Below are 17,527 nucleotides of genomic sequence, written 5' to 3' on the forward strand. Positions count from 1 at the left end.
CGACGCCAAGGTCACGCCGATCCGCCCGGCGGAACCCGCGCCCGCCGCCCCCCAGGCCGCAAGCCCCCTGCGCAAGCAGATCGTGCCCGCGGGCCAGCCCCTGCCGCCCCAGCCCTCGGCGGGCGAGATCAGCCCCGAGGCGCTCGCCTCGGTCCGCGAGGTCGAAAAGCGCGCCCGCAAGATCACGCTGATGGAACTGACCGAACGGACCTGCAAATGGCCGATCGGCGATCCGGCGACGGATGATTTCTGGTTCTGCGGCCTGCCCTCGCAAGCCGGCAAACCCTATTGCGACGCCCATGTCGGCGTGGCCTTCCAGCCGATGAGCGCACGGCGCGACCGCCGCAGGTGACCGCTGACAGCGACGACGGGCGGGCCCGGCACCCAGCGAGAAGATTGACTAGCTGCTGAAATGCTGTCGGTCGGTATTGAGCCCAGATCTACTGATCGGGCACCGTTGGCATCCATGCGCCGCCGACATGCGACGCCTCGTGATCGCCCGGCCATGATGGCATCGTAACGCAGATGAATTTCAGCGGCTCAGTCCCGATACTTCTGTACTGAAAGGCCGTGCCCACAGGAATGTCGATGGATACCCCGGGACCGAGTGGCGTGATCTTCTCTTCCGCGTCGTCGCGCCGCCAAATTTCTCCAAGGCCCTCTAGAATATACCAAAACTCGCTGACCGTGCGATGAACGGTCGCTCGATTGATTTGCCCCGGCGGGACCGTGCTGTGAATCATGTTGCCGGTCGGCCCGTTCATAATGAACCGAATATCGGCACCGGCTGGCGACTTCGCATCGGCCAGGACTGGCAACACGGTCTCTTTCATCGGGAGTCCTCCTGACAACGGACACTCAGGATTCGCTGGACGGCGGTCAATGCACACTTTGTCCGCATAGCGGACCAACGCCGTTTCGAAGCCCCCCAATATCCTTCCATTACTTCTTGCGAGGCGCCTGCCAGGATCAACCGACTGACCCGGCGCCATCAATTCCCCCCGAACAGATTGTTCAGTGCCTTCTCAAGCTCGTTCTGCAACGCTTCCTCGGCCTTGCGCTTCGCCGCATCCTCGACGCTTTCGCCGGGGTTCGGGGTGATCCCGAGTTCGTCTTGCAGCTTCTTGCCGACCTCATCGAGGTCCTCGCGGAAATTCTCCTTGGCCAGTGCATCAAGGTCGATGGTGAAGCGCGGATTGTCCCAGCTGCCGTAGATGATCAGGGGCGCCGTCAGCCCGCCCTGGCCCTGATCGTCGGCGAGCGCCACGGCACTCAGCCGGTAATCGAGCGTGCGGCCGCCGATATCCACCTCGCCCCTGCCTTTCGCCGTCACGCGGGGTGAGACCATCAGGAAATCCTGATTGCTCAGCACGCCGCCCGCCATCGTGTAGGTCGCTGTCAGACTGTCGAAGATCGTCTTCTGGCCCGTGCCATACTGGCTGGCATCGAGCGTGATCATCATCGCGGCCAGATCGGCCCCGATCAGTTCGCCCCGCCCCACCGACAGCGACCCGCCGCCTTCAAGGCTCGCCATCAGCTCGGCCAGCGACCGGCCGGAGGCCAGATATTTCACCCGCATGTCGCCGGTGCCCGACAGGCGCCCGTAGCCCGCCAGATCGGTCAGGAACGGCTGGAGCGCGATGCCCGCAAGCGTCAGATCGCCGCTCGTCGACAGGCCCTTGCGGGCATTCACCACCATCTGCCCCGACGCGACCCCGCCATAGGCGCTGATCCGCCTGAGGTCGGCCACCAGCCGACCGCGCTCGTTCGTCAGCCGTGCCGACAGGCCGTCAAGCTTCAGCCCCGCAAGCCTGAGCGATCCGAGGTCGAGCGTGATCTCGCCATCGAACGCCTTGAGGCCGTTCGCGTCGATCGGCGCCGTCGACCAGCCGCGCGCCTTGCCGGCCTCGGCGCCCTGAGCCTCGCCGCCCGCTGCCGCACCTGAGGCGCCGCCTCCGGCCTCGAACCCGCCGCCCGCGACCGAGGCGCGGATATAGGGCCGCTCCCCTCCGGGGGTCAGGCTGGCGCTGACGCTCAGCGCTGTCCCGTCAAGCGTCACCTCGCCGTTTCCAAGCGACAGATCGCCCTGATCGGTGATCGCCAGATCGCCCCTGACCTTGACCGACCGCTGGCCGAGCCCCGGCGGCAGCGAAGGCGCCGCAAGCCCCGCGAGCGCCGCAAAACCTTTCATGTCGCCAAGATCGGCATCGAGCTTGCCGCTCGTCCGGACCGGCCCCTGCGCGGCCAGCCCCGCGAATGTTGCCCAGGCCTTACCGGCCGAGAGTTGCAGGTCGGCAGCCACATCCTCGCCGTCGAGGAACTGCTGGAACCCGCCGAGTGTCAGGGTCGCGGCGAATTCCTGCCCGGCGCGCCGCCCAGTCAGATCGGCTGTCACCGGCCCGCGATAATCGGGAATGCTGATCGTGCCGGTCAGGTCGGCCAGTTCCAGCCGCGTGCCGCTCTGGCGGTCATTGTAGATCAGCGTGGCGCCATCAAGCGACAGCCGGTCGAGCGTGAAGGGCTTGCCAACGCCCGGTGTCGCGGTGGTGATCGTGCCGGTGTTCGCACCGGAGCCGCCACCACCGAACTCCCAGTTCGCTGCCCCGTCGGTATTGCGTTCCAGCCGGATCACCGGCCTGACCGCCTCGACCGCACGGATCCTGAAATCCCCCGACAGAAGCCCGCCCATGTCGAGCGATATCCGCAAGGCCTCTGCCGTCAGCATCGGCCCCTCGTCGGACCAGGACGCGTTGGAAATGGCAACCGGTCCGGTCTCGATCCCGAAATTCGGCCAGAAGGACGGGGCAGCGGCACCGGTCAGCGTCAATTGCCGCCCGGTGAGCTTCTCGAACTGGGTAACCGCCAGACCCGCGATCCGCTCCGATGGCAGCAGGAACAGCCCGCCGACCGCGACGACCGCCAGAAGGATGAGCGTGACAGCTATCCTGAAAAGCCACCGCATCGATCCGCCCTCCGTTTTCCTCAACTATGCCGGGCGGGCCCTTGCCCCTCAAGTCCGGATATCCTGACGAATGAACCACCCGGCCTATTCGAAATCTTTCAAAGATTTCGGACCGGACACTTTGAAAGGGTCCGCCCGGATTTCGTGCCGAAATCCGGATCCCCTGCCCACCCTTCCAAATGTCCGCGCCCGGCTTTAGGGTACGCGCCAGACCGACAGGCAGGACGGGTCAATGACCGCCATCATCGAAATCACCGATCTTTCAAAGACCTATCAAAGCGGCACCGTCGCCCTTTCCGGCGTCACGCTCGACATACGCGAGGGCGAGATCCTCGCGCTCCTCGGCCCGAACGGCGCAGGCAAGACCACGCTCATCTCGATCCTCTGCGGTCTGGTGACAGGTTCGTCCGGCAAGGTCACGGTCGGCGGACATGACATATCCCGCGACTACCGCGCCGCCCGGGCGCTCATCGGCCTCGTGCCGCAGGAAATTGCGCTTGAAAGCTTCGAGACCGTCCTCAGCACCGTCCGCTTCACCCGCGGCCTCTTCGGCAAGGCGCCGGACGAGGCCTGGCTGCAAAAGCTCCTGAAGATGCTCACGCTCTGGGACAAGCGCAACGCGCGGCTGATGGAACTCTCCGGCGGTATGAAGCGCCGGGTGATGATCGCCAAGGCCTTGTCGCATCAGCCGAAGGTCCTCTTCCTCGACGAGCCGACCGCCGGGGTCGATGTGAACCTGCGTCGCGAGATGTGGGAGGTGGTGCGCGACCTGCGCGCTTCGGGCGTCACCATCATCCTGACCACCCATTACATCGCCGAGGCCGAGGAAATGGCAGACCGGATCGGGGTGATCGACGGCGGGCGGCTGCTGCTTGTACGCGACAAGCGCGACCTGATGCATGAGTTCGGCCGCAAGCGCCTGACTGTGGAACTGACCGAAAAGATCGACGCCTTGCCCGCGGGCCTTGCCGCGCCCGGCCTCGCGCTGTCGGACGACGGGCTGCACGTGACCTACGATTACGACACCCGCGCCGACCGCTCGGGCATCGCCCGGCTTCTCGCCGGTTTCGCCGAGGCGGGCCTGTCGGTCCGCGATCTGGAGACCGAGCAATCGTCGCTTGAGGACGTGTTCCTGAGGCTGGTGGAGGAAGGCAAATGAACTGGCGCGGCGTCCGTACCATCTTCGAGCATGAAATGGCGCGCTTCTGGCGCACCTTGTGGGAATCGCTCGCCTCGCCGGTCCTCTCGACCGTGCTCTATTTCGTGGTCTTCGGCGCCGCGATCGGCGGGCGCATCCAATCGGTCGAGGGGGTCAGCTACGGCGCCTTCATCGTGCCCGGGCTGATCATGCTGACGGTGGTGCAACAGTCGGTCTCGAACGCCTCTTTCGGCATCTTCTTCCCGAAATTCGTGGGCACGATCTACGAGGTTCTCTCCGCCCCCCTCTCCTTCGTCGAGGTGGTGGTGGGCTATGTCGGCGCGGCGGCGCTGAAATCGGTGATCATCGCGGGCGTGATCCTCTTCACCTCGCTCTTCTTTGTCGATATCCGCATCGCGCATCCGGTGTGGATGGTCGCCTTCCTTGTGCTGAGCGCTGTGGCCTTTTCGCTTCTGGGCTTCCTGATCGGCATCTGGTCGAAGGACTGGCAGCAATTGCAGATCATTCCCTTGATGGTGCTGACGCCCTTGGTCTTCCTCGGCGGCGCCTTCTATTCGGCCGACATGCTGCCGCCCTTCTGGCAGGGCGTCGCACATCTGAACCCCGTCCTCTACCTGATCTCCGGCTTCCGCTGGGCCTTCTTCGGCCTCGCCGACGTGCCCGTCGGCCTCTCGATTGCCGCCATCGCCCTCTTCCTCGCACTTGGCATGGGTGCGGTCTGGTACATCTTCCGTACCGGCTGGCGGCTGCGGGCCTGAGGCGCAGACCAGCGAAAATCCCTCCCGAAGGATTTTCGCCCCACCGTCGTGCCCATGTCTGGCCTCTTCACCCGCGCGCGGATGCCGCCAAAATCCTTCCCGAAGGATTTTGGCCCGCCACGTCGATGGACGGCGGGGCGGCTTTTCAGCCGCATCGGCTTCGGCTATAGGCGGCCAATGTCGCAAAACCCGCCCAGTCTCCGCCCCGACCTTGCCCCGCGCCCCGTCTTCGACGCGGAGCGCCGTGATGGCCAGCCGACCATCGGCATGGTCTCGCTTGGCTGCCCCAAGGCCTTGGTGGACAGCGAGCGCATCCTGACCCGTCTCCGGGCCGAGGGCTACCAGATCAGCCCCGACTACCGGGGTGCCGAGGCGGTCATCGTCAATACCTGCGGCTTCCTCGACAGCGCCAAGGCCGAAAGCCTTGAGGCGATCGGCGAGGCGCTGGCCGAAAACGGCAAGGTGATCGTCACCGGCTGCCTCGGCGCGGAGCCTGAATTCATCACTGGCACCCACCCGTCCGTCCTCGCCGTCACCGGCCCCGAACAATATGAGCAGGTGCTGGACGCCGTCCACCACGCGGTGCCACCCGCGCCCGATCCGTTCATCGACCTTCTGCCCGCGACTGGCGTGAAGCTGACCCCCCGCCATTACAGCTATCTCAAGATTTCCGAGGGCTGTAACCACAAGTGCAAGTTCTGCATCATTCCCGACATGCGCGGCCGCCTCGTCTCGCGCCCCGCCCATGCGGTGATGCGCGAGGCGGAAAAGCTGGTCGAGGCTGGGGTGAAGGAACTGCTCGTCATCAGCCAGGATACCTCGGCCTACGGCGTCGATCTGAAGCACGCCGTAACCTCGGGCCGCGAGGGCCGCGAACACCGCGCCCATATCACCGACCTTGCCCGCGACCTCGGTTCGCTCGGAGCCTGGGTGCGGCTCCACTACATCTACCCCTACCCGCACGTCCGCGACCTCATTCCGCTGATGGCCGAAGGTGGGGTTCTGCCCTATCTCGACATCCCTTTCCAACATGCCCACCCCGACGTGCTGAAGCGCATGGCCCGCCCCGCCGCCGCCGCCCGGACGCTCGACGAGATCGGCGCCTGGCGGGCGATCTGCCCCGACATCACGCTCCGCTCGACCTTCATCGTCGGCTACCCGGGCGAGACCGAGGCGGAGTTCCAGACGCTCCTTGACTGGCTCGACGAGGCGCAACTGGATCGCGTCGGCTGCTTCCAGTACGAAAACGTCAAGGGCGCGCGCTCGAACGACCTGCCCGGCCATGTGCCCGCCGAGGTCAAGCAGGACCGCTGGGATCGGTTCATGGCCAAGGCGCAGGCGATCTCCGAGGCGAAGCAGCAGGCGAAGGTCGGCAGCCGGATCGAGGTTCTGGTCGATGCCGTCGACGAAGATGGCGCCACCTGCCGCACCAAGGCGGACGCGCCCGAGATCGACGGCAATCTCTTCATCGACGAGGATTTCGAAGGCCTTGCCCCCGGTGACCTCGTCACCGTCGAGGTCGACGAGGCGAGCGAGTATGATCTGTGGGGCCGCCTCGTCGGCGAGGATCGACATTCGGCGCAAGGCCACAACGAGTGAATGCAGCGCGAGGTGCCGGACCGAAGGCGCGTCTTGAAAATTCGCCGCCAGCGGTAGTCTCGATTGAACCGAGACCGGCAAGACCTACGCCGAGATCGCAGACGAGGACGGCGTGACCAGGCAGCGGCTACAACCGGCGAGTTGCCAAGCCTTCCTTGTGCCCGACATCGTCCGGCCGGTTCTGAAGGGTCGCCAGCCGCCCGGTCTCACCTCAAAATGGGTGTTTCGGCATGGTTCGCCGATGGTCTGAGCCGAGCAGCGCGGGCTCACTCCACGGCTCCGAGCCGGGGTGAGCATCGCCAGACAATGCACCGTCCATCGCCCAGTCGAACACGCCAGGCCGTAAACGGGACTTCGAGACAGGGTTTGCAAAAGCCAGAGACCGCGCCCCATTTTCCGCTCGGGTCCGCAGGCCCACCCGGCATAGCTGCGGGAATGCCGGATTATTCCGGCGTCGGCCGTCAGACGTCTCAGTCAGGGGGAGTGGTTGGCTGTGCTGTCAGACGAATGCGAACTGGTCGCAGGTGCGGCGCGCGGTCAGCCTCTAGGCCGCGCCACTCGGTGAGGGCGGCGGAGCGGTTGGTCTTGTAATCCGGTCGGGTTGAGAGGCTGCGATCCTGGTTGAAATGGTTGAAGACCGATGCATGGACGGTGACGCACTTCTGCAAGCTTCGCATCCGCCGGAAGCGCAGCATCGCCCGCTCGCGCCTGCGGAACGGCAGGTGGGAATTCTCGGCCCGATTGTTGAGCCAGCGGCCGGTTCGCTGGCGGACGGGGATACCGAGTTCCCGCAGGGCAGCACCATAGGACCGCAGGCGGTCGGTGACGATCTCCGCCACGCGGCCGTGCCGCCTCAGGGACTTTCTAAGGAATTTCAATGCTGCCTTCTTGTCCCGCGTCTTCGTCACGAAGCTTTCCAGTACCTCGCCCTCGTGGTCGACCTCTCGCCAGAGGTGGTGGCGCTCACCATTGATCTTCACGAACACCTCGTCGAGATGCCAGCGCCAGTTACTCGACCGCATGCCCTCGCCGCGCCGTTTTCGGATTGCGGCAGCAAACATCGGGCCGAAGCGGTTCCACCAGAACCGCCCCGTTTCGTGGCAGACGTCGATCCCGCGCTCGTGCAGCAGGTCCTCGACGTTGCGCAGCGAGAGCAGGAACCGGACATAGAGCGTCACCGCCATGCGGATGACCTACGGCGACGTCTTGAAGTAGCGGAAGGGTGAGCGTCTTGGCATGGAAGGACGATGCCCGGCGGTCCGCCCCAGTTCAAGGGGCGATTCCTCTGACAGGGCCTTCGGGCTTGATTATCGTTTTGTGTTTCGAATTTCGAAATGAAGATCTTTTTCGAATCCGCAAATGGGGCTAGAAAGGGAGCTGATTACATCCGTGTGTATGCGGATCGTACTGAAATATGGGACCATAGCTCGACTGAGTAACTTTTCTTGGCTGTCCATTGAACACTCTTTCTTCCGACTATATCTGGAGACAGAATCCACCGAAATTCAGGTATGAAAGTATAATTAATCATAGCTGCGCGCTAGAGCTATAAAGTTGCGGGGTTGCATATTTTCGTACGGGGCTAGAATTGAAATACAAATTGAGAAAAAGAAGCTGGCCACGTTACATAAATGGCAAGAGCGCGTTATGCATTATTATACTGCTGTCTTCTTTGGGGTGTGCCCCTGAAGGACAAATGACACCGGATAGATCTGAACCCACTGCTACCATTAGTATAGATAGGCGTTTCACTGGGCCCGATTCCTTGAAGCAACCAATCCTTGACGCTCTGGAAAAGAACCTTGCGTCTTCAAGTGCATTGATCAGCCTGAAAACGACCATGATAGAAAGGGTTGGTTTGCGCTGGGATAACCTGCCACAGATTTCTCCGTCCGCGAGTATCGACAGCGAGGGGATTGATTTCGCCAGCATCGGGATCCAACTTCCGGTCTCAAGTTTTGGCAGGAAACGCATCAGGCGTGAGTTAATTATTGCGGAATTGGAGGTCGCACGCTTTGAGCTTCAGATTGAGGAGAATACTCTTGCGGCTGAAATACTGACCAAAGCCGGTGAAGCGGCTCTTGCGCGTGAACTGAAACAGCTACTGGAAGAGTTTCAAGTGAACCACCTGGAACTACGCACCGCAGCCGGCCAGCGGCAAACCGCGGGAGTCGCGGATGCTTCGGAGACTTTGCTGACTGAACTGCGGGCCGCTGAGATCGGCAACGATGCATCCGAACAAGCTTCGCGTATCGATCTGGCGCTTGGACAGATCGCGGTGCTCACCGGCCGACCAACTACACTGGAGCGCATTCCGGATCTTTCCGCTCTGATGAAAGAAATTGGGAACGTCAGTCTTCCTCAAGAGAGCCCAATTATTGCACAGGCTTCGGTGCGTGAAGAAATCGCGGCGCATGAATTGCGCCTTGTCAAGGCGCGCCTGATCCCTGCTCTCGTATTGAGGGGGGCCATTGATTTGCTCACCTCACAATCAGGTTCTGCATTTGCGCTGACCGTAGACACATCGGACTTTGCGGGACTTTCCGCAGTAACCGATCGGAGATTGGCCGAAGCCGCATTGCAGGCGGCGGATGCCTCCACCCGCAAGACCGCACTTGGTCTGGCTAGGTCATTGCAGGATCTGGCGCTTCGAGAAAGACGGGCTCTTGGCCGTCGAGACGAGGTGGATCGATTGGTGGAACTCTCGCGGAATGCCGTCTCGCTTTATGTCGGTCAGCGAAGCCTTGGCGCGCGATCACTTTCTGATGGAATCTCGATCTACCGCTCGCTTCTGGCGGGGGAGCAGCAACGATTGCAACTGTCATTCGAACTCTTTCAGATCTACGTGGAACGCGCAAGACTGATGGGCGCGCTTGTGAGTGTAAGCAATGATTCCGAACTCCATTGAGAATGAATCACTTGCTGACTCGGTTCGATCTGTCTCGCGCCAACTATCGCGCGGCGCGCTCGGACGAAAATTCATCCACGACTCTCAGGTCCTGCAGTTGGTCGCCGATGGAAAAGTCGAATTTGCTGCGGCTGGCTTCAGAGAATTGGATGCAAAGAACCTATCTGAATTAAGGACACCCAGCGTCGTAATTGTTGGTGAGAATGCCCATCTTATTTTGAAGAATGATGATACAGGCATTTGTTTTGCAGACCCAACTGACGAAACCGGCAAGAGAGCCATTCCGCTATCTCTAGGAGAAACATCTGAAATAAAGGTGTATGAGATATTGGGTCAGGCTGATGTGCCTAAGGCAAATGAGAGCGTGGTGCACGAAAAAAGCACGCACTGGTTCTGGTCCAAGTTTCGTTTTGAAGTACCAAGTTTGATAAACGTGGTGCTGGCGTCGCTTATCGTAAACACATTGGCAATTGTAACTTCATTCTTTTCCCTCCAGGTTTATGATCGGGTTTTGCCAAATAGATCTCTTGAAGCCCTGACGGTCTTGTTGGTGGGATTGATCATAGCGGTTCTATTCGACTTCGTTTTGAAGATAATACGTGCCTCGATCATGGATCGCGTGGGTCAAAAGATTGAAGTTCAGGCGCTAGGGGAATTACTTGAAAGGATTATCAATTTGAAAAGGGGGCCAGGATGCCCCTCGCCGACGCGCCTCATCCATCTGACTCGCGACTACAGTTCTGTCCGCGAATTGATTACTGAGGGTGCCGTAGGAGTGGCAACAGACTTGCCGTTCACTTTCATGTTCATCGCCATGATCTGGCTCATTAGCAGAGACGGAGCTCTGGTTGTTCTCATCGGCCTCGGTGCTATGGTCGCCCCATCCATCCTTTTCGGTCGCTGGGTGAACGCCAACGCGCGGAATGTACAATCCCAAGGCGCCGCAAGTCATAGACTTGTAAGCGAAGCAATTCTCGGAGCCGAAACGATCCAAGTCACAGGCGTGGAATCATTCTTTGCCGACAGCTGGAGGAAAATCAGCCGCGCCGCTCGCGATGCGACGCGTCGTCAGCGGATGTCAACTGCCTTCTTTACGCAATGGTCGAGCTTCGTGACCCAGATTGCGCAAGCCGGTGTGGTCGTCGCGTGCGTATTCGGCGTTTTGAACGGTGAGCTGACGGTCGGAGCAATGGTAGCCACGACACTGCTCGCCTCTCGCGCAATGGCGCCGGTTGTGCGGCTGAGCACCATCCTGATGCGCTGGCAAATGGTGAGCGCCACGCTCAATGAACTAAATGGAATAGTGTTATCGGGCAGCAACCGCCTTCCTGATCGTCGGATCCTGCGCCCGACCGGTGCCGGTCTTGACGTCGCTGTTGACGAATTGGGATGTGTTTACCGTGAAAACGATGCACCTGCGCTGACGGTTAGGCGCCTGCATGTCGGCCCCGGAGAACGCTTGGCGCTTATGGGTGTTAGCGGTTCGGGAAAGTCCACTTTGCTGAAACTCGTCTGCGGGCAGTTGCCAGCCAGCCACGGTAGCCTGCGGCTTCAAGGGCAGGATATCAGGAATGTAGGCATGTCAGACATCGCGGCCAACGTCGGTTATCTGTCGCAGAGCGTCACTCTGTTCAGCGGATCACTGCGCGAAAACGTGGCCTTTGGCGACGAACGCTTTACAGACAGGGACATCCTAACGGCCATCGAAAAGTCCGGCCTTGGTGCGTTTGTTCGGTCGCGGCCCGAAGGACTTGAGTATTCCCTTGATGAACAGACAGGCGGAATGTCAATGGGGCAGCGCCAGTGCGTAGGGCTCGCCCGAATTTTGTTACGCGATCCGCGCCTGGTCGCGCTGGATGAACCGACCGCAAACATGGACATCGAAACGGAAAGAATGGTCGTTGCGAATCTGAAGGAATGGCTCGCGGGGCGGACCTTCATCGTCGCCACGCACCGCACGCCGATCCTCGCGCTGGTCGATCGGATAGTTGTTCTGTCTTCCGGCCGTGTCGTCCTCGACGGTCCGCGCGACGAGATTCTGCGCAGGATTGCGGCGATTTCGAAGGGGGAGAAGGCATGATCCTTACCCAGTCTGCGACAATCGCTAAGGACGCAGGTCTGGCAAGTCATTGGTCGGAGGTCGATCATAACACCAACAGACGCGACGGTCGGGTCGTCTTCCTGTGTCTGGTGCTGTTCTGTGCGGCGGTCACCTGGTCGATTCTCGGCACGCTCGACCGGGTTGTTCGCGGTCAGGGCAGCGTAAAAACGTCGACCAAGACACAGGTCATCCAGAACCTGGAGGGTGGCATCATCGTCAAGATCCTTGTCGGTGAAGGCGATCACGTCAGGCTGGGACAACACATTGTGCAACTTGACAAGACCAACTTCGCTGCCGCCCTGAGCGAAATAGAACACCAGGTCGCCGCACTTGATCTGCGGCGACAACGGCTTGAGGCTGAGGTTGGGGGCTCCGATGCGCTTGCGTTCCAACCCCATCCGGACGAACGCTTTGCCGAGATCGCACGATCTGAGGTGCTCAGTTTCGAAATGCGTCGGCGAGAGTTTCTGGTCACGAAGGCCAACTACGAACGAATGGCTGCCATCGAGCAATCAGAACTCGATAGCATGCTGCCCCTGCGTGAAATCGCGGCTATATCGGAGTTGGAAATCCTCAGACAGCAACAAGAAGTGCAGAAACTTCAAGCCGAACTTGATCGCTACGTTGCAGAACGGGAGCGCACCATCTCGGAGGAGTTGTCGAGCGTCGTCAACGAACTTTCCGCCTTGCGTCAGACCGTCGCCGCCAGAGAGGATCAGCTGTCGCGTACTACCATCGCTGCTCCTGTCGATGGAACCGTCAACCGGCTCTACTTCAGCACAATTGGGGGTGTCGTGAAACCCGGGGAGCCGATTGTAGAGTTGGTCCCAGATGGCGAGCTTCCGCAGATCGAGATTCGGGTATCCACTGATGATATTTCGCATGTAAGTGTTGGGATGGCGGCCAAGATCAAAGTCTCTGCATTTGACTATGCGCGCTACGGAACGGTTGCAGGCTATGTGACAAAAGTAAGCGCGGACACCATTCCGGACGAAAAGCGACGAGACGCACCGGACAGCTATGTCGTGACCATCGAGCCCGAAAAGTCTGCACTGGCAGAGTGGCAAACAAAAGGTCGGTCGCTCCGGCCCGGCATGGCCGTTACAGCTGATATCAAGGCCGACAACACGCCGATCATCGACTATCTGATCCGGCCGATCGTCAAGACCAAGGACGCGCTTGGCGAACTGTAAGACGTGCGGCGAAATGTCCGCAAGAATCCACGTCAACGATGGAACGTCATTCGGCGATCGCACCCGTTTGCGTATCCCGCGCGAGCTTCCCCATTTTACGCGGCCCTGAGCAGAAGGCCGTTTCGAAGTTCGAGATGGGTGGTTTGCTCTTCTGTCGCTCCTAAAGCATCTGAAATGGGGGGCGTATTTCAGGAATCGGATTTTGGCGACGATTACGGGTACCGGGTCTAACGAGACCATCATCGGGGACGATCCCGGCGCAGATTCTCTACTCGGTCAGGGTGGAAATGACTCTCTCGTCGGCTTGGGCGGCAATGACACGCTCCGCGGCGGTACGGGCGTAGATACGCTGGACGGTGGCGCCGACGATGACTCACTTTTCGGCGACGACAACAATGACCAGCTCTTCGGTGGGCTTGGATCGGATTCACTGTTCGGCGGCAACAACAATGACCAGCTCTATGGCGGTGATGGCGATGACGTTCTTGCAGGTGGTGCGAACGCAGACATACTTGATGGAGGTGACGGCATTGATACTGCCGACTACTCTGCCTCCGGCTCGGTCAACGTAAACCTTACGACGGGCACCGGCTCGCTCAACCATGCGGCGGGCGACATCCTTTCGCTGATCGAGAATATCATAGGATCGGGTTCAGCCGACACGCTGATCGGCGACAGCAACGCCAACAGCCTGTCCGGTGGAAATGGCGATGACAGCATCGATGGCGCGGCCGGTGATGACACGCTTGTGGGCGGCAGCGGCGCGGATTCGCTGTTTGGGGGCGATGGTGACGATCTTTTTGTCGTTGCGAACGGCACGGGCAATGACTCGATCGTCGGCGGCGAGGCGGGCGAGGTCACCGGCGACACACTCAGCGGCTCAGCTGTCACGACCGCCGTCACGCTGACCTTTAGCGGCGATCAGGCAGGCACCTACGCCTACGGAACCTCGACCGTAACGTTTTCCGAAGTCGAACATTACATCACCGGCTCCGGCAATGACACGATCAATGCCTCGCTCTCGACCCAGGGCGTCGGTCTCTATGCGGGCTCGGGTGCAGATACGATCACCGGCAGCAGCGGTGCTGACACGATCGATGGCGATACCGGCAACGATACGATCGAAGGTCTTGGCGGCGCAGACAGCCTCGTTGGCGGGACCGGCACCGACCGGCTGAGTTACGCGAACTCCGACGCGGCGGTAACCGTTTCCCTCACGACCGGACTGGCTTCTGGCGGTCATGCCACGGGCGACACGATCAGTGGTTTCGAAAACCTGACCGGCTCCGCGTTCGCCGACAGCCTCACAGGTGACGCCGGTGCAAATAGCATCGACGGCGGGGCAGGCGCCGACACGATCAGCGGTGAGGACGGCGTCGATACCGTCAACGCCGGAGATGGTGACGATGTCCTCTACGGCGGCGCGGGCCTGGACGAACTGCGCGGAGACCTTGGCGCAGACCTGATCTACGGCGGAGATGGCAACGACGAAGTCTACGGGGGCATTGCCAACAGCCCCAATGCAGCCGACGGCGCCGACACGATCTATGGTGGATTTGGCGATGACTTCATCTCAGGTGACGGCGGAAACGACCTGCTGTATGGCGGCGATGGCGCCGATTTCATTCAGGGTGGTCTCGGCGATAACACGATCTACGGCGACGGCGGCGACGATTTTCTGGATGCCAGTGCCGGGGCTGATCTCATCTATGGCGGCGATGGCGCCGACTGGGTGCAAAGCTTTTCCGGCAACGACACCATTTTCGGCGGCATTGGTGCCGACACGCTGCTGGGTGAGGCAGGCGATGATTCCATCGACGGTGGCGCTGACAACGACGAGATTTACGGCGACACCGGCGCGGATTCCGCCACTGGCGGCGACGGCGCGGACTCGATCTTTGGCGGCGCTGACAACGACACGCTGTCGGGTGATCTCGGCGCGGATTCGCTTTCAGGCGGAACGGGCAATGACCTTCTGGACGGCGGTGCCGACAACGACATCATCGACGGCGGAGATGGGCTAGATGATATATACGGTGGAGCCGGCAATGACACCGCAGACGGCGGAGCTGGCATCGACAACCTGTTCGGCGGAACGGGAGACGACTTGCTCAGTGGCGGTCTTGATATCGATTTTCTCTTCGGTGAGGACGGAAATGACACGCTTTACGGTGGGTTGGACGCTGACGAGGTCTTTGGCGGGGCAGACGATGACCTCATCTACGGCGGCGAGGAGGTAGACGAACTTTACGGCGACGACGGCGACGACACGATCTACGGCGGCGCAGATGGCGACGACATATATGGCGGCGCGGGTGCCGACAGCCTTATAGGCGACGACGGCGTCGATGTGATCTATGGCGGTGACGGCAGCGACACGATCTCTGTCGGATCTGCGACTGACGGCGTCGATTATGCGGACGGTGGCATTGGGTCGGACCTGTTTATCGGCCTCGGTATCGACGACTCCATCGACGGGGGCGAAGATACTCCGTCAAATGAGACAGACGTCCTGGATCTCTTTGCCTCCGGCTGGACCAAGTCGACGACGAACATCATTTATGCTGGTGGCGACAACGAAGACGGGACAGTTGAATTCCTTGACGGTCTGGGCGCCGTCATCGGAACGCTGACTTTCGCGAACATCGAGAAAGTCATACCCTGCTTCACGCCCGGCACACTTATCGACACTTTTGATGGGCCCACACCGGTAGAAAACATCGCGGCTGGCGACCTGATCCTTACCCGCGACAGCGGTTACCGACCTGTCCGTTGGGTGGGGCGGCGTGATCTTGGCGAAGCGGAGTTGGCTGCAAGGCCGCAGTTTCTACCGATCCGGATCAAGGCAGGTGTCATCGAGGCGGGCGTGCCGGAACGGGATCTCGTCATATCGCCCCAGCACAGAATTTTCCTTTGTGGAGCATCGGTCGAGCTCGCAATAGGTGAATCAGAAGCCGTGTGTGCGGCGCTGAAACTGGTTGGATACCCCGGTGTTGACAGGCTGGAGGTTCCGAAAGTCAGCTATATCCACCTTCTGTTCGATGAGCACGAGATCATCCGCTCGAACGGCGCCTGGACCGAGAGCTTCCAGCCCAGTGCGGAGATGCTAGATGCCATGGACGCCCAGACCTCTGGTGAAATCCTTGAACTCTTCCCGGAGTTGATCGGCGCTTCCGGCGAAACGGCATACCCGAGCGCGCGCATGTCCCTGAAAGGATACGAAGCGCGCGCGATCATGCGCCGCAGTCACGCTGCGGTTTGGTAGCATTAGGAGAAAAGGCGGAATGATATCCAAGGCGATGATCTCTGGCATAGCCACCGGCGGGGGCTTCCGACAGGATTGGCACCCAACCCTTAGCAAGCTGCTTCGCGCGAGCACCATTCTGCTTCTGGTTTCACTAATCGTCACTACGGCGTGCGTCCCAGATCCGAGGGCCTATGAGACTGCCCCGGTCATCTTGTCCACGCCCAAGGGCGACGTCACTTGCCAGTTGTACACACGCAATCTCGTCAGATGGGACCGTTCAATAGATCGCCCGGAAAGCATGAGCCTGGATGAGGCAGATCGCCTGTGCGTGGAGGAAGGGTACAGGCAGAAATCCGGATGAACACATGGAGAGTGCTCCGCTGGCATAACCCGAGCGAAGTCACTGCCGCAGCGGATGCTGCCGGTGTCGATGCGATCTCGCGGAAGGTGAGCTGATTGTGAAACGGCGCTCCCGACCGTTCACGACGTCGGGAGCACCGTTCACCGCAGCGCGATGTCTGCCGGACGGCTAAAAGACTACGAAACTTGACTGATTCTGGAACTGACTGGGTGTCGTGGGGCTGCCCGATGAATCTGAACCCAAACTAAGGAATAGGCACTATGCGTGACTACATTGATCTTGAGCAAGGAGTTGCGGCCAAAGTCGCACTTGTGCAGGGGCAGGAAGCGATACTGTTGCCCGAGGGCGCCGGTGACGTAACTGAGTCCTATCGGTCAGGCGCCGATCTGGTACTTGTCCTCGATAGCGGCGCGGCGATCACCGTCGAGGGCTATTTCAGCGCGGCAGGTGAACCGGCGACCATTGTCGCGCAAGGCGGATCGCCCGACATATACTTTCAGCTTGAAGTGGACGACGACGGGGCACTGCTTAAGAAACGGAAGATTTCGCGCGAGCAGCTCGAAGAGATACTCGGCGATGCCGATCCGGAGGCTGCGGTCGCAGACCTGTCGCTGGACGAGCCTGTCCAGACCATCGTTTCAACCTCAAATGCGGAAGGCGGCGCAGCTGTCGCCGGGGGTGGCATCAGCGGTGCGATGGTTGTTCTTGGTGGGCTTCTCGGCGTAGCTGCGTTGGCCGGTGGCGGCGGGTCATCTGGCTCGACACCTGCGACGCCCGCCCTGCAGTCGATCCTGGCGAATCCGTCATCGGCAACTTTGGCACAATTTGCAGAAGCTGGCATCACCGGTGTGGATACGTCTAATATTCAAGACGTCATCGCCATCCTGTCTGCATTTCCGTCGACGGGTCGTACCGGTTTCACTGCGAGTGATCTGCAGAACCTGGTTGAATTTACGAACACATATGTCGGCAGCGGTGATGTGACTTCGGCGGTGGTGACCGGATCCGATATTGCCATCGAAGTCGATACGGACGGCGACGGTACGGCCGACGAGGGCGTTACGGTTACCGTAAACCCCGAAACCAACGTGACGGTGGCTGAGTTTGACGCGAATCTCGACGGCGTTCCGGAAAGCCGCGAGACCTACACGCTCGACAGCAACGGCAACGTGACGGCGATCGAGACCTCGACGCTGGACGCGAACGGCAACGTGACCTCGACCGCGTTCGACGCGGACG

General features: G+C 60.7%; 11 protein-coding genes and 1 pseudogene. 9 read left to right on the forward strand and 3 right to left on the reverse strand.

Annotated features, from left to right (window positions below; all coding sequences use genetic code 11):
- Window positions 1-352: GcrA family cell cycle regulator (locus OU426_RS17835; protein WP_324289834.1), on the forward strand; the 352-nt coding region annotated here is incomplete at its 5' end.
- An 88-nt stretch (window positions 353-440) separates the two neighbouring features.
- On the opposite strand, the gene OU426_RS17840 is transcribed toward OU426_RS17835, so the two are convergent.
- Both OU426_RS17840 and OU426_RS17845 read right to left on the reverse strand, forming a co-directional pair.
- Window positions 441-833, reverse strand: coding sequence for a cupin domain-containing protein (locus OU426_RS17840; RefSeq protein WP_267635519.1), 393 nt, complete (start codon window positions 831-833; stop codon window positions 441-443).
- Between the two features lie 158 nt (window positions 834-991).
- A complete protein-coding gene (locus OU426_RS17845; RefSeq protein ID WP_267635520.1) occupies window positions 992-2,962 on the reverse strand; it encodes an AsmA family protein in 1,971 nt (656 codons plus the stop codon).
- Between the two features lie 232 nt (window positions 2,963-3,194).
- On the opposite strand from OU426_RS17845, the gene OU426_RS17850 reads away from it, so the two are divergent.
- From OU426_RS17850 to rimO, 3 genes are all read left to right on the forward strand, one after another.
- Window positions 3,195-4,121, forward strand: coding sequence for an ABC transporter ATP-binding protein (locus OU426_RS17850; RefSeq protein WP_267635521.1), 927 nt, complete (start codon window positions 3,195-3,197; stop codon window positions 4,119-4,121).
- Window positions 4,118-4,879: an ABC transporter permease gene (locus OU426_RS17855; RefSeq protein ID WP_267635522.1), complete on the forward strand. Its 762-nt coding sequence runs from the start codon at window positions 4,118-4,120 to the stop codon at window positions 4,877-4,879. Before OU426_RS17850 ends, OU426_RS17855 begins: the two co-directional genes overlap by 4 nt.
- 177 nt (window positions 4,880-5,056) lie before the next feature.
- On the forward strand, window positions 5,057-6,478 hold the full coding sequence (gene rimO, locus OU426_RS17860; protein ID WP_267635529.1) for a 30S ribosomal protein S12 methylthiotransferase RimO: 1,422 nt from the start codon (window positions 5,057-5,059) through the stop codon (window positions 6,476-6,478).
- A gap of 551 nt (window positions 6,479-7,029) precedes the next feature.
- On the opposite strand, the pseudogene OU426_RS17865 reads toward rimO, so the two are convergent.
- A pseudogene (locus tag OU426_RS17865) lies at window positions 7,030-7,662 on the reverse strand (IS6 family transposase); the annotation flags it as partial.
- 581 nt (window positions 7,663-8,243) lie between these two features.
- Here OU426_RS17865 and OU426_RS17870 point away from each other — a divergent pair.
- The 5 genes from OU426_RS17870 to OU426_RS17890 form a co-directional block, all read left to right on the forward strand.
- Entirely contained in the window at window positions 8,244-9,386 is a 1,143-nt protein-coding gene (locus tag OU426_RS17870; RefSeq protein WP_267635523.1) for a TolC family protein, read from the forward strand.
- Window positions 9,367-11,466 carry an ATP-binding cassette domain-containing protein gene (locus tag OU426_RS17875; protein ID WP_267635524.1) on the forward strand — a complete coding sequence of 700 codons (2,100 nt, stop codon included), beginning with the start codon at window positions 9,367-9,369 and terminating at the stop codon, window positions 11,464-11,466. Before OU426_RS17870 ends, OU426_RS17875 begins: the two co-directional genes overlap by 20 nt.
- Window positions 11,463-12,680, forward strand: coding sequence for a beta-barrel domain-containing protein (locus OU426_RS17880; protein ID WP_267635525.1), 1,218 nt, complete (start codon window positions 11,463-11,465; stop codon window positions 12,678-12,680). The genes OU426_RS17875 and OU426_RS17880 overlap by 4 nt, the downstream gene beginning before the upstream one ends.
- Before the next feature lie 202 nt (window positions 12,681-12,882).
- Window positions 12,883-15,945, forward strand: coding sequence for a Hint domain-containing protein (locus tag OU426_RS17885; protein ID WP_267635526.1), 3,063 nt, complete (start codon window positions 12,883-12,885; stop codon window positions 15,943-15,945).
- A gap of 603 nt (window positions 15,946-16,548) precedes the next feature.
- Window positions 16,549-17,527: SRPBCC family protein (locus OU426_RS17890; RefSeq protein ID WP_267635528.1), on the forward strand; the 979-nt coding region annotated here is incomplete at its 3' end.

The organism is Frigidibacter sp. RF13, assembly GCF_026626305.1.
GTDB lineage: Bacteria > Pseudomonadota > Alphaproteobacteria > Rhodobacterales > Rhodobacteraceae > TMP-24.